This window comes from Pseudomonas sp. D4-21 (assembly GCF_051132125.1).
Lineage (GTDB): Bacteria > Pseudomonadota > Gammaproteobacteria > Pseudomonadales > Pseudomonadaceae > Aquipseudomonas.
This window is the reverse complement of sequence record NZ_CP071664.1, coordinates 4509654-4522898: the sequence shown is the minus strand read 5'-3', so window position 1 is coordinate 4522898 and position 13245 is coordinate 4509654. Positions and strand designations below refer to the sequence as shown.

Genomic DNA, 13245 nt, shown 5'->3' with positions numbered 1-13245 from the left:
TGGCGTTTTGGGGTTCGGCACCTCCTTGTAGTCGGTCCGCGCCAGCACGCGGTCGGCTTCCAGATCCCTCTATTGCGGGATCAGCACTTTGTCACTGACGTGATGAGACTTGAAAGGCTCGCGTCATTGCCCGCCAAACACAAACCGTGGCGAGGGAGCTTGCTCCCGCTGGGGTGCGAAGCGCCCCCAATCCAAGCGCGCAGGAGCAACCTGACACAACTGAATGATGCCCTATCTGTCGCTCGGACGGCCATCGCCGACCTCACCGCCGCGCCACATCCGAAAAATAAAACTTATCCAGCGTATGCCGCGATTCGGTGTACTCGAACTGCCGACCGTCCTGGAGAAAGGTCTGGTTACTCACCACGATGACATGGCTCTGGCCTTCGAGGTCCAGGTGTTGCTGGTCGTCCTTGCCGCAGCGGACCGCTTCGATGGTGCGCTGGGCGTAGGCGATCTGCAGTTGCAGGGTCTGTTCGATGAAGGCGTAGATCGACTGCACGGCGATGTCGCGGGTCAGGCCGGGGATCACGTCGCTGACGAAGTGGTTGATGTCCAGGATCACGCGCTTGCCGTCGATTCGCCGGACCCGCTTGATGCGGGTGATCTGGCTGCCGACGGGGGCCTTGATGTGCTCGAGCAGCGCTCCTTCCAAGGGTAACTGACTGAACTCGACCACTTTGGTACTGACATCGTTGCCCAGGCGCGGGTAGGTCTCCTGGAAACTGACGATGCCGCCGAGCTGGAATTCGATCGGCTGGGTCGATAGCACGAAGGTGCCCTTGCCATGGATCTTCTGGGCGAAGCCGCGCTCCTGGAGCTGTTCGATGGCCTTGCGCACCGTGCCACGACTGGCCTGATAGCTGTCCATCAGTTCGGTTTCGGAGGGCAGGCGGGCGCCTCGCTCCAGGCGTTCGGTGGTAATGCTGGTCAGCAGATCGTTGTAGATCTGGTTGTATTTGCTCATGGAGAGGGCTCTGTACCGCGCTGTTCACCGGGGCGGAACCTTACGGGCCAAGTGGGGGATTTGTCCATCCGGCTGTCACCGTTTGACGACATGAGCGTAGGACGTTTCTGGGCTCATCATAAACAAAAACATAACTCGTCTGTACGAGTTGTTGATTTAACTCGTACAGACGAGTACTTTCTCTTCCACGTGCTGTCGACTCTCAATAACAAGAATGACGCGGAAGAAAAAAGCATGAGCCACGATTACTCCAGAATCGCCAGCGAGCTGCTGCACAGCTTGGGTGGCGTCGACAATATCGAGCAGGCCGCCCATTGCGTGACGCGCCTGCGCCTGTCCCTGAATGACGCGGCGCGGGTGGACAGTGCCACGCTGAACCAGATCGACCTGGTCAAGGGCTCGTTTTTCACCGGTGGCCTGTTCCAGGTGGTCATTGGCCCGGGCGAGGTGGAAAAGGTCTACGCCGCCCTGCGCGAGCTGACGGGCCTGGCCGCCGCGACCATCGCCGACGTCAAGCGCCAGGGCGCGCAGAAGGGCAACGGGATGCAGCGCCTGGTGCGGGTGCTGTCCGATGTGTTCATGCCTATCCTGCCCGCCCTGGTGATCGCCGGCCTGCTGATGGGTGTCAACAACCTGCTGGGCGCCAAGGGCATGTTCATTGCCGGGCAAACGTTGCTCGATGCCTATCCGAACCTGGACGGCGTCTGGAGCCTGATCAACCTGATGGCCAATACCTCCTTCGTCTTTCTCCCGGCCTTGGTGGGCTGGTCGGCGGCCAAGCGTTTCGGCGGCAGTGAGATCCTCGGCATCGTGCTGGGTCTGATGCTTGTCCACCCAGACCTGCTCAACGCCTGGAACTACGGCAAGGCGGTAGCGGGGCTGGAAGGCCAGAGCCTGCCGTATTTCGATATCTTCGGCTGGTTCCGGATCGAGAAAGTCGGCTACCAGGGCCAGATTCTCCCGATCCTGTTGGCGGCCTATGTCATGAGCGTGATCGAGCGATGGTTGCGGGCCAGGGTGCCCAACGCCATCCAATTGCTGGTGATCCCCATTACCACCATTGTGATCACCGGGGTGCTGGCCCTCGCCATCATCGGTCCGGTCACCCGGCACCTGGGCATCCTGATCACCGAAGGCATGGTGGCGCTGTTCGACCTGGCGCCGGTGATTGGCGGGGCGATTTTCGGCCTGCTCTATGCGCCGCTGGTGGTGACCGGCATGCACCACATGTTCCTGGCGGTGGACCTGCAATTGATCTCGACCCAGGGCGGCACCTTCATCTGGCCGATGATCGTCATGTCCAACCTGGCCCAGGGCAGCGCGGCGCTGGCAGTGTTCTACATGACCCGCAATGCGCGGGACAAGAGCATGGCGTCGACCTCGGCGATTTCCGCTTATTTCGGCATCACCGAACCGGCGATGTTCGGGGTCAACCTGCGCTACAAATTTCCCTTCTATTGCGCCCTGGCCGGCTCGGCCCTGGGCTGCATTTTCCTGTCGCTGAACAAGATCAAGGCCTCGGCGATTGGCGTGGGAGGCCTGCCGGGGTTCATTTCCATCGTGCCGGACTACATACCGATGTTCGTGGTCGGCATGGTCATCGCCATGAGCGTGCCCTTTGCCCTGACCTGCGCCTTGAGCATGAAGATCGTTCGGCCGGGGTATCGGGTGGCCTGACACCGGGTGCTTGCACGATGAGGCCCGCAAGGCCAGTACCAAACAGACTGAAGGATTTGCACATGCAAGACTGGCAACGCTCGGTGATCTACCAGATCTACCCCAAGAGTTTCTACAGCCATGGCGGCCAGGCCACCGGTGATTTGCTGGGGGTGGTGGACAAGCTCGACTATTTGCATTGGCTGGGTGTGGACTACCTGTGGCTGACGCCGTTCCTGCGTTCGCCGCAACGGGACAATGGGTACGACATCAGTGACTACTACGCCATCGACCCCAGCTACGGCACCATGGCCGACTGCGAGTTATTAATCGCCGAGGCGCGCAAGCGCGGTATCAAGCTGATGCTCGACATCGTGGTCAATCACACGTCCATCGAGCACCCCTGGTTCCAGGCCGCCCGCAGCAGCCTCGATAACCCGTACCGCGATTTCTATATCTGGCGGGACCAGCCGAACACCTGGGAGTCCAAGTTCGGTGGGTCGGCCTGGGAGTACGAAGCCCAGACCGGCCAATATTACCTGCACCTGTTCGACCATACCCAGGCCGACCTGAACTGGGATAACCCCCAGGTCCGCGCCGAAGTGTTCAAGATGATGCGTTTCTGGCGGGACAAGGGCGTGGGAGGCTTCCGTCTCGATGTGATCAACCTGATCTCCAAGCCAGCCGACTTTCCTGACGACCACACCGACGGTCGACGTTTCTATACCGACGGTCCCAACGTTCACCGCTACTTGCAGGAAATGCACCGGGAAGTCTTCGAGGGTTTCGACCTGATCAATGTTGGCGAGATGTCGTCCACCAGCCTCGAGCACTGTGTCCGTTATTCGTGCCCGGCCTCCCGGGAACTGTCGATGACCTTCAATTTCCATCACCTGAAGGTGGATTATCCGAACCTGCAAAAGTGGGTACGGGCCGACTTCGATTTTCTCGAGCTCAAACGCATCCTGTCCGACTGGCAGAGCGGCATGCAGGCCGGTGGCGGTTGGAATGCGCTGTTCTGGTGTAACCATGACCAGCCGCGGGTGGTGTCGCGGTTCGGTGATGACGGTGAGTACCGCGTGCCTTCGGCGAAGATGCTCGCCACGGCGTTGCATTTTCTCCAAGGCACGCCGTTCGTGTACCAGGGCGAGGAGCTGGGCATGACCAATCCGGATTTCGATCACATCGAGCAATACCGCGATGTGGAAACCCTGAACATCTATCGCCTCAAGCGCAACGCCGGAGTTCCCGAAGCCGAGGCCATGGCGCCAATCATGCAGAAGTCCCGAGACAACGGACGCACGCCGATGCAATGGAGTGCCGGGCCGCACGCGGGCTTCAGTCGGGTCGAACCCTGGATTGGCGTGCCTGCCAACGCCGCTTTCATCAATGTCGAGCAACAACGAGAAGACGCGACCTCGGTGCTGCATTTCTACCGCGAGCTGATCGCCCTGCGCCGCAGCGAAGCCTTGATCCAGGACGGCGTCTATCGCCTGCTTTTGCCCGAACATCCGCACGTGTGGGTGTACCTGCGCGAAGGGCAGGGAGAGCGTCTGCTGGTGGTCAGCCATTTTTATGGGGGCAACTGCGAGGTGGAGCTGCCCGAAGGGATCCTCACCCAAGAGACGACACAGCGCTGGGTGATTGGCAACTACGAAGCGGGTGAACACCGATACCAACGGCTGCGCCTGCGGCCCTACGAGTCGTTCGTGCTGCACCTGAGCGACTGAATAAAAAACTTCCTCTGACCCAGGCAATGCCTGAAAGCGAACACGTTGCGCCAGACGCATCGTGAGCCCCTTGTCGTCGGCCAAACGGCAAACAAGGGGGGAAGTCACGGAGCAAAAAACAATAAGAAACAATGGAGAGGCGTATGAAAACAATAATAAACCGTGGCCTTGCCGCGTCCTGTATCTGCCTGGCGCTGCCGTTCCCGGTCCAGGCGCTGGAGTTTTCCGGTTATTTGCGCAGTGGCGTCGGCAGCGCGACCAATGGCCGTTCCCAATCCTGTTTCCAACTGCCTGGGGCGCAGACTAAATATCGGTTGGGCAACGAGTGCGAGCAGTACGGGGAGTTGGAGCTGCGCCAGGACTTGTTCACCCTCGACGATGGCTCGGTGTTGAGCGTGGACGGCATGGCTTCGCTGTACAACCGCTACGACCTCGCGCCGACCTTCCAGGGTGAAAACGGCGCGGCGCGCATGCCGCAGATGTATGCCCAATGGTCGAACATGCCCAGCCTGAACGGCGGATCGTTGTGGGCCGGGCGGCGGTATTACAAACGCAACGACATCCATATTTCGGATTTTTACTACTGGAACCAGAGCGCCACCGGTGGCGGGATCGAGGACGTGTTGATCGGCGGGTTGAAATACAGTTACGCCTTCTCGCGCAAGGACAACCTCTACCAGAAAGACCCGGTCAACCGGCACGACTTCAACGTCGCCGGTTTCAGGACCAACCCTGGCGGCGAGTTGGAATTTGGCCTGAGCTTCATCGATCGGGCGAACCGTCGCGACGCCCACCGCGGTTGGGCCCTGACCGCCCAGCACGTGCAGCAGGACTTCCTGGGCGGCAAGAATAAATTGGCCTTGCAATACGGCGAGGGGCCCGGAACTGGGCTGGGTTATACCGGCGACACGGGGCTGGACGACAGCAACAAGCGCTATCGTCTGGTGGAGTTTTTCGATTGGCAGGTCACGCCGCGTTTCGGCGGGCAGGTGCAGGCGGTGTACGAGAAGAACATACGCCCCGACGGCACCGACCAGGACTGGCTGTCACTGGGGGTTCGCCCGGCGTACGCCATCACCGATCAGTTCAAGCTGGTGGCCGAACTGGGCCATGACCAGGTGCAGGCCAACGATGGCACACGCAAGCTGAGCAAATTCACCTTTGCTCCCACCTGGTCGCCCAAGGGCCCGGAATTCTGGGCGCGCCCGGAAATACGGCTCTATTACACCTACGCCAGTTGGAACGCGGCGGCCCAGCGAGCAGCCAATGAGCTGGCGGCCGGTTCGGCGCTGTCCGACACCGGTGCGTTTGGTGGGGCGCGACATGGTTCCAACGTGGGCCTGCAGGTCGAATACTGGTGGAAGTGACCCGTGCAGGCGCGGGTCGCTGATCTGCGTGCCCGAGATGCGAAAAAGAACAGACAGCAGCAGGTGAAGTCATGAACACAACGCAATCCTTGCAATTGCTCGCACCGCTGTCCGGGGTCTTGATGCCTTTGGACAACGTGCCGGATCCGGTTTTCTCCAGCCGTGTGGTGGGGGATGGCATTTGTATCGATCCGACCTCGCAAACCCTTTGCGCTCCGCTGTCCGGTGTCATCGGCACGCTCCAGGACAGCGCCCATGCGGTGAGTATCACCGCTGACAATGGTGTCCAGGTGCTGATGCATATCGGCCTGGACACGGTCAACCTGGCGGGCAAGGGGTTCACCTCGCGGGTGACCATGGGGCAACGGGTCGAGGCCGGTCAGCCGCTGATCGATTTCGATGCCGACTACATCGCCTTGCACGCGCGCAGTCTGTTGACGCTGATGCTGGTGGTCAGTGGCGAACCCTTCAGCCTGCTCGTGGACGAGGCTACTTGCGTCGAGAGTGGCGTGCCGTTGTTGCAGGTGCGCCCGGGTGAGCAAGGGGCGATCGATGAGGCGCAGCCGGGGACGGTGCTGTTTTCCCGGCCGCTGGTCGTGCCCAATGAAAGCGGCCTGCATGCCCGTCCCGCCGCGGCGTTTGCCCAAGCGGCCAAGGGATTCGATGCGCATATTCAGCTCCATAAGCAGCAAGCCAGCGCCAACGCCAAATCCCTGGTGGCGATCATGGCGTTGCAGACGGCCAAGGGCGACAGTGTGCAGATCAGCGCCGCCGGTGCCCAGGCTGGGCAGGCCATCGAAGCGCTGGAGCAATTGCTGCTGTCAGGGTGCGGCGAAACAGTACGAGCGCCGCTAACGCTGGAACCGATCATCGCCGTCGAACCATCGACGCCTGGCCGGCTGCGGGGTGTTTGCGCATCGCCCGGCTCGGCGTTTGGTGAAGTGGTCCAGATCGCCTCCCAGGTGTTGGACATCGAGGCTGCGGGCGTCGGCATCGAGGCCGAGCAGGCGGCCCTTGTTCAAGCACTGGAGCAGGCGACGCAAGCCTTGAAAGCATTGCAGGACGAGGCAGCGGGCAGTGTCCAGGCACAGATTTTTCGTGCCCATCAAGAGTTGCTCGAAGACCCCACCTTGCTGGAGCAGGCCCAAGCCTTGATGGCCGCGGGCAAGAGCGCGGCGTTCGCCTGGAAAACCGCCACCGAGGCGAGTGCTGCGCTATTCCAGCAATTGGGCAGTGCCTTACTGGCCGAGCGCGCAACGGACCTGGCCGACGTCGGGCAACGGGTGCTCAAGCTGATCCTGGGCGTGCAGGACAACGCCTGGAACCTGCCCGAACAGGCGATTCTGGTGGCCGAGCAATTGACGCCCTCCCAGACCGCCAGCCTCGACACCTCACGCATCGCCGGTTTTGTGACCGTGGGCGGCGGCGCCACCAGCCATGTCGCGATCCTGGCCCGTGCGCTGGGTTTGCCATCGTTGTGTGGCGTGGCGCAAGACGTGTTGGTCTTGGATAACGGCACCCGGGTGTTGCTGGACGCTGATAGCGGTGAGTTGCACGTGAACCCGGATCAGGCCCTGATCGAGCAGCGCCAGGCCGCGGGTGAGCGGCAGCGCCAGCGACATCAACGTGACCTGGAACAGTCCGCCCTGGCGGCTCGTACCCTTGACGGTCATCGAATCGAGGTCAGTGCCAATGTCGGGTCGCTGCGGGACGTGGAGCAGGCCATGACCCTAGGGGGCGAAGGTGTGGGACTGTTGCGCTCCGAACTGCTCTACCTGGATCGCGCGCACCCACCGGGTCACGACGAGCAAGCCGCCCTCTACAGCGCCGTCGCCCGGGTTCTCGGACCTGAGCGCAACCTGGTGGTTCGCACCCTGGACGTGGGTGGGGACAAGCCGCTGGCTTATGTGCCGATGGCTCATGAAGCCAATCCATTCCTGGGCATGCGTGGTATTCGCCTGTGCCTGGAGCGACCGCAGTTGTTGCGTGAACAATTCCGGGCCATTCTCGCCTGTTCGCGGCTGGCGCGGCTGCACATCATGTTGCCCATGGTTACGCAACTGGCGGAGCTGCGCCTGGCGCGGCAGATGCTGGACGAAGAGGTCCGTCAGTTGCGGCTCGAGCACGCGCCGAAGCTGGGCATCATGATCGAAGTGCCGGCTGCTGCGCTGATGGCCGATCTGTTTGCCCCTGAAGTGGATTTCTTTTCCATCGGCACCAACGACCTGACCCAATACACCCTGGCGATGGACCGTGACCATCCTCGCCTGGCCAGCCAGGCCGACAGCCTGCATCCCTCGGTGTTGCGCCTGATCGCCCGTACGACCGAGGCCGCTCGCGCCCATGGCAAATGGGTCGGCGTATGTGGCGCGCTGGCCTCGGAATCCCTGGCGGTGCCGCTCTTGTTGGGGTTGGGCGTGGACGAATTATCGGTCAGTGTGCCGCTGATTCCGGCGATTAAGGCCTGCGTGCGTGAATGGGACCTGAAGGACTGCCGCACGCTCGCTCAACAGGCCTTGGGCCAGGACAGCGCGGAGCAGGTTCGTGACCTCCTGCGTACTCATTCATCCGCGGCCAATCCGGCCACCCTGGCCATGGAGCATTGAACATGTTCGACAAACTACAACAGGCCTTCTGGAAAGCCTTGACCCCGGACCTGGTCCCGGAAGAACCCAAGCAGCCGCCAACGGTGGACGGGCTGGCACCGGCCATCATCGCTGCATTGGGTGGCGCGGAAAACCTCAAGTCTCATCAGCCCGTGGCCTTGACGCGGCTGCGGGTGGAGCTGCGGGATGTGGCGCGCATGGATCGGGCCGGGTTGAGCGACGCCGGTGTGACGGGGGTGATGGCGCTGGACGACGGCGTGGTGCACCTGATCACTGGCTTGCAAGGCTGACTGCTCGGGGGCTGCTTGATTCATCCTCTTGTCGGAAAAGCTTAGTCGATAGCCCCCACACGTTTTTTTCATCTTGGTTTCCTTACCGTTTCTCATCTGCGGGTGTATCGTATTCGCCTTTTGCGGGCCCACCGGTCCGTCGCAGATCCAGAGGTAGTTGCGTTCATGTCTTTCACCCGTCGCCAAATACTCGGTGGCCTGGCCGGTCTTGTTGTCGTTGGTGTGGGGGCGGGAGGCGCGTCGCGGTACTGGCTGGGGAAAATGGCCGATGCCGAGGCCGGTCACGACTACGAGCTGATCGCGGCGCCTTTGGACGTGGAGCTGGTGGCCGGGCATAAGACCCAGGCCTGGGCGTTTGGCCCCTCGGCGCCGGGGACGGAGTTGCGGGTGCGTCAGGGCGAGTGGTTGCGGGTTCGCTTTATCAACCATTTGCCGGTCGCGACGACCATTCACTGGCACGGTATCCGTTTGCCGCTGGAGATGGACGGCGTACCTTATGTCTCGCAACTGCCGGTGCTGCCGGGTGAGTACTTCGACTACAAATTCCGCGTGCCGGACGCCGGCAGCTATTGGTACCACCCCCACGTCAATAGCAGTGAAGAACTCGGGCGCGGGCTGGTGGGGCCGCTGATCGTCGAAGAGCGCGAGCCCACCGGTTTCAAATACGAACAGACCCTGAGCCTCAAGAGCTGGCACGTGGACGAGCAGGGCCAGTTCGTCGAATTCAGCATTCCCCGCGAGGCTGCGCGTGGTGGTACGGCTGGACGGTTGTCGACCATCAACGGCGTGCCGCAGGCGGTAATCGATCTGCCGGCAGGGCAGATTACCCGGGTGCGTTTGCTCAACCTCGACAACACGCTTACCTATCGCATCAACATTCCAGGCGTAGAGGCGCAGATCTATGCGTTGGATGGCAACCCCATCGAGCCGCGCCCGTTGGGCAAGGAATACTGGCTGGGGCCAGGCATGCGCATTTGCCTGGCGATCAAGGCTCCGCCGGCCGGTGAAGAATTGTCGCTGCGCAATGGCCCGGTGCGCTTGGGGACCCTGCGTTCGGTGCCAAACAATGAGGCGCCGACCCCATGGCCGCCGGCATTGCCGCCCAACCCGGTGGCTGAGCCGGACCTGGCCAATGCCGAGAAGCTCAACTTCAATTTCGAATGGGTCGGTTCGGTGTCGGTCAATGTCGACAATGGCAAGCCGCCGAGCCTGTGGCAGATCAACGGCAAGGCCTGGGACATCACCGACAAGACCTGTTCCGACCGGCCGATCGCTACGCTGAAAAAAGGCCAGAGTTACATTTTTGAATTGAAGAACATGACTCAGTACCAACATCCGATCCATCTGCACGGCATGAGCTTCAAAGTGATCGCGTCGAACCGGCACAAGGTCATCCCGTACTTCACCGACACCTACCTGCTGGGCAAGAACGAGCGGGCGCAGGTGGCGTTGGTGGCGGATAATCCGGGCGTATGGATGTTCCACTGCCATGTGATCGACCACATGGAAACCGGCCTGATGGCCGCCATCGAGGTGGCGTGATGCGCCAGATTCGTCCCGCCAAGATCATTGATCGTAGCCGTGACCAGGATTTCATGCGCGAAGCCCTGGCCCTCGCCGCACAGGGCGCCGCCTTGGGCGAAGTGCCGGTGGGCGCGGTGTTGGTGCAGGATGGCGAAATCATCGGGCGTGGTTTCAACTGCCCGATCAGCGGCCACGACCCCAGCGCCCATGCCGAAATGGTCGCCATCCGTGCCGCCGCCCAGGCGGTGAGCAACTATCGCCTGCCGGGTAGCACCCTTTATGTCACGTTGGAGCCGTGCAGCATGTGCGCCGGGCTGATCGTGCATTCACGCATCGCCCGGGTCGTCTACGGCGCATTGGAGCCCAAGGCCGGAATCGTGCAGAGTCAGGGGCAGTTTTTCAGCCAGGGGTTCTTGAACCATCGGGTACTGTTCGAGGGCGGGGTGCTGGCTGAGGAGTGCAGCACGGTGCTGAGTGAGTTCTTCAAGACACGAAGAGCCAAATCGCAAGGTTGAACACATACCCTTGTGGCGAGGGAGCTTGCTCCCGCTGGGCTGCGCAGCAGCCCCAAACCGTTCAACACAGTGCATCAGGAAAAACGGTTGGCAGCTTTTACGACTGCTGCGCAGCCGAGCGGGAGCAAGCTCCCTCGCCACAATGATTGGCAGCCCTTAAGTGAGTAGGTTGCTCTCCCACAGGGGGGTCGGGCGATTTATTTGCGCGCCACAATCACCGCCCGCATCGGCGCTGGCAGCCCTTCGACGGTTTTGCTGTGGTCGGCGGGGTCGAGGAAGTCACTTAGGGATTGATATTTCATCCATTCGGTGCCGCGCTGTTCCTCCACGGTCGTCAGGCTCACGTCCACGCAGCGCACGTCGCTGAACCCGGCGCGACGCAGCCAGCGCTCCAAGGCCGGAACCGATGGCAGGAACCACACGTTGCGCATCTGCGCGTAGCGATCTTCGGGCACCAGCACTTGATGCTCGTCGCCCTCGATCACCAGGGTTTCCAGCACCAGTTCGCCGCCCTTGACCAGGCAATCCTTCAAAGCAAGTAGATGCTCGATTGGCGAGCGGCGGTGGTAGAACACGCCCATGGAAAACACCGTATCGAAGCCTTCGAGCTCTGGCGGCAGGGCCTCGAAGGGGAACGGCAGGTGCCAGGCGTTGGGCTGGGACAGGTAGCGCTGTACCGCCTGGAATTGGCAGAAGAACAGCCAGTTCGGGTCGACGCCGATCACCGTGTCGGCTCCGGCGCCCAGCATGCGCCACATGTAGTATCCGTTGCCGCAACCAACGTCGAGGATCCGCTTGCCCTTGAGATCCAAATGCGGGGCGACGCGCGACCATTTCCAATCCGAGCGCCATTCGGTATCCACATGCACGCCAAACAGATTGAACGGACCTTTGCGCCAAGGCGAAAGGCCCATCAACGCGGTACGCATTTGGGCGCGGGTTTCGTCGGAGCAATCGGCGTCCAGCGTCAGCCCATTCAGCAAATCCACCGTGGTGGGCTGCAAGAGCGGCAGCGCATCAAGGGCGCTTTGCCAACGCTCCAGGTCGCCGTGGCCCTTTTCCATCTTGACGTCGAGCTGCGTTTGCAGCGTCGCGGCCCAATCGGCCAGGGGCGTGCCGGCCAGATGGCGGGCGAGGGGGGACAGATCGATCATGGCAGGGCAATCAACGAGGCAAAGTTAAGACACTGGAACCACGGCACGACTTTCGAGAACCCGGCGGCCAGCAGGCGCTCGCGGTGCTCTTCGAGGCTGTCGGGCTTCATGACGTTTTCGATGGCGCTGCGTTTCTGAGCGATTTCCAGTTCGCTGTAGCCGTTGGCGCGCTTGAACGCCACATGCAGGTCGGTGAGCAACGCGTGTTCCTCGGCATCGTTGAAGCGCAGCTTCTCCGAAAGGATCAGGGCGCCGCCGGGTAGCAACGATTGGCGAATGCGGCCCAATAGCGCGGTGCGCTGGTCCGGCGCGATGAATTGCAGGGTGAAGTTCAACGCCACCACCGAGGCCGGTTGAAACGTCAGGGCCAGGATGTCACCTTCGATCACTTCCACCGGCAGCAGCTCTTGGAACATCGAGTCCTGGCCGTTGAGGTATTCGCGGCAGCGCTCGACCATGGCCGAAGAGTTATCCACCGCAATCACCCGGCAACCCTCGGTGCGCACGTGGCGGCGCAATGCCTGGGTCACGGCTCCGAGGGAGGAGCCCAGGTCATAAAGCACGCTGTTGGGCTGGGCAAATTGCGCCGCGAGCACGCCGAGGTTCTCGACAATGGTCGGGTAGCCTGGCACTGACCGCTTGATCATGTCCGGGAACACCCGCACCACGTCTTCATTGAAGGCGAAGTCGGGCACCTGGGCCAAGGGTTGGGCGAATAGGCGATCGGGCTCTTTGCTCACGGCGGTTCCAGCGGCTGGGGTGTTGAAAAGGCCGGCATTTTAACCAGAAAAATGCTGCTTTAGTGCGGCTTTCGGGGGAACGCCGATGCGGTGATGCCCCACTGTCCCAGCCAGTAACTGATGATGATCAGGTAGGGCGCGGCATGGAACGGCGCCACGAACCGGTTGATCCCGATCAGGCTGTCGGAAAAGACAAACCCCAGCGCTCCAACGGCTGCGAGCAGGGCCGAGCGTTTCGGCACCTCGGTCCCCAAGCGCGCCAGGGCCCTCCAGAGCATAGCGCTGATGACCAAGCCATAGACGACCACCGGCACCAGCAGCGGCCCGAGGCCGTTCGACACCAATATTCCCAACAGCAAGGCGCCAATGAACAAGGCAATCGTCAACGGCATGAGCGCCGGGCGGCGGCAGTCACTGAGGTAGGCTTTCAAATAGGCCAGGTGCGCCAACAAAAAAGCGCCGAGCCCCAATACAAACAAATCTCCTGGCCAGGCCAGCAATACGTCGCCCACCACTGAAAATATCAGGCCCAGGCTTATCCAGCGTCGGTATTCGCCCGGCGGCGCGTCGTGCAGCCAGCCCAGCAGGGCCAGCACCGGCATCGGCTTGACCAGCAGGCACAGCAACGTGGCATGCACGCTCAGGCCATATAGAAAGGTGGCCGCACCCATCAGCGCGAGGATCAGCCAACCCACA

11 protein-coding genes are annotated in these 13245 nt (G+C 61.8%); 7 read left to right on the top strand and 4 right to left on the bottom strand.

Going from position 1 to position 13245, the window contains the following annotated elements:
- Window positions 1-262 precede the first annotated feature (262 nt).
- A complete protein-coding gene (gene treR / locus J3Q04_RS20285) occupies window positions 263-967 on the bottom strand; it encodes a trehalose operon repressor (protein WP_434609731.1) in 705 nt (234 codons plus the stop codon).
- Window positions 968-1201: 234 nt separating this feature from the next.
- Here treR and treP point away from each other — a divergent pair, with 234 nt between their 5' ends.
- The 7 genes from treP (at window position 1202) to tadA (ending at window position 10655) form a co-directional block, all read left to right on the top strand.
- Window positions 1202-2644 (top strand): PTS system trehalose-specific EIIBC component, encoded by a 1443-nt coding sequence (treP, locus tag J3Q04_RS20280; protein ID WP_434609733.1) that lies wholly within the window; start codon window positions 1202-1204, stop codon window positions 2642-2644.
- A gap of 62 nt (window positions 2645-2706) precedes the next feature.
- Window positions 2707-4353: an alpha,alpha-phosphotrehalase gene (gene treC / locus J3Q04_RS20275; RefSeq protein ID WP_434609735.1), complete on the top strand. Its 1647-nt coding sequence runs from the start codon at window positions 2707-2709 to the stop codon at window positions 4351-4353.
- 143 nt (window positions 4354-4496) lie between these two features.
- Window positions 4497-5720, top strand: a complete 1224-nt coding sequence (locus tag J3Q04_RS20270; RefSeq protein ID WP_434609737.1) for a maltoporin — start codon at window positions 4497-4499, stop codon at window positions 5718-5720.
- A 71-nt stretch (window positions 5721-5791) separates the two neighbouring features.
- A complete protein-coding gene (ptsP, locus tag J3Q04_RS20265) occupies window positions 5792-8326 on the top strand; it encodes a phosphoenolpyruvate--protein phosphotransferase (protein WP_434609739.1) in 2535 nt (844 codons plus the stop codon).
- 2 nt (window positions 8327-8328) lie between these two features.
- The gene (locus J3Q04_RS20260) at window positions 8329-8616 is read left to right on the top strand and encodes a PTS transporter subunit EIIB (protein WP_434609741.1); all 288 of its coding nucleotides are present in this window, start codon (window positions 8329-8331) and stop codon (window positions 8614-8616) included.
- Window positions 8617-8781: 165 nt separating this feature from the next.
- The gene (locus J3Q04_RS20255; protein WP_434562457.1) at window positions 8782-10158 is read left to right on the top strand and encodes a multicopper oxidase family protein; all 1377 of its coding nucleotides are present in this window, start codon (window positions 8782-8784) and stop codon (window positions 10156-10158) included.
- On the top strand, window positions 10158-10655 hold the full coding sequence (gene tadA / locus J3Q04_RS20250) for a tRNA adenosine(34) deaminase TadA (protein WP_420764171.1): 498 nt from the start codon (window positions 10158-10160) through the stop codon (window positions 10653-10655). The genes J3Q04_RS20255 and tadA overlap by 1 nt, the downstream gene beginning before the upstream one ends.
- 197 nt (window positions 10656-10852) lie before the next feature.
- Here tadA and cmoB read toward each other — a convergent pair whose 3' ends face one another.
- Genes cmoB through J3Q04_RS20235 form a run of 3 tightly spaced genes read right to left on the bottom strand, consistent with a single transcriptional unit; the run spans window position 10853 to window position 13244 of the window.
- Window positions 10853-11809 (bottom strand): tRNA 5-methoxyuridine(34)/uridine 5-oxyacetic acid(34) synthase CmoB, encoded by a 957-nt coding sequence (gene cmoB, locus J3Q04_RS20245; protein ID WP_420764172.1) that lies wholly within the window; start codon window positions 11807-11809, stop codon window positions 10853-10855.
- Window positions 11806-12549, bottom strand: coding sequence for a carboxy-S-adenosyl-L-methionine synthase CmoA (cmoA, locus tag J3Q04_RS20240; RefSeq protein WP_434609744.1), 744 nt, complete (start codon window positions 12547-12549; stop codon window positions 11806-11808). The genes cmoB and cmoA overlap by 4 nt, the downstream gene beginning before the upstream one ends.
- Window positions 12550-12608: 59 nt before the next feature.
- A complete protein-coding gene (locus J3Q04_RS20235; protein WP_420764174.1) occupies window positions 12609-13244 on the bottom strand; it encodes a lysoplasmalogenase in 636 nt (211 codons plus the stop codon).
- Window position 13245: the final 1 nt, after the last annotated feature.

What these genes read in the sequence shown, in the direction of transcription:
- treR (WP_434609731.1), bottom strand. Translation starts at nt 967, where the DNA reads ATGAGCAAATACAACCAGATCTACAACGATCTGCTGACCAGCATTACC.
- J3Q04_RS20255 (WP_434562457.1), top strand. Translation starts at nt 8,782, where the DNA reads ATGTCTTTCACCCGTCGCCAAATACTCGGTGGCCTGGCCGGTCTTGTT.
- J3Q04_RS20270 (WP_434609737.1), top strand. Translation starts at nt 4,497, where the DNA reads ATGAAAACAATAATAAACCGTGGCCTTGCCGCGTCCTGTATCTGCCTG.
- cmoB (WP_420764172.1), bottom strand. Translation starts at nt 11,809, where the DNA reads ATGATCGATCTGTCCCCCCTCGCCCGCCATCTGGCCGGCACGCCCCTG.
- treP (WP_434609733.1), top strand. Translation starts at nt 1,202, where the DNA reads ATGAGCCACGATTACTCCAGAATCGCCAGCGAGCTGCTGCACAGCTTG.
- tadA (WP_420764171.1), top strand. Translation starts at nt 10,158, where the DNA reads ATGCGCCAGATTCGTCCCGCCAAGATCATTGATCGTAGCCGTGACCAG.
- treC (WP_434609735.1), top strand. Translation starts at nt 2,707, where the DNA reads ATGCAAGACTGGCAACGCTCGGTGATCTACCAGATCTACCCCAAGAGT.
- ptsP (WP_434609739.1), top strand. Translation starts at nt 5,792, where the DNA reads ATGAACACAACGCAATCCTTGCAATTGCTCGCACCGCTGTCCGGGGTC.
- J3Q04_RS20260 (WP_434609741.1), top strand. Translation starts at nt 8,329, where the DNA reads ATGTTCGACAAACTACAACAGGCCTTCTGGAAAGCCTTGACCCCGGAC.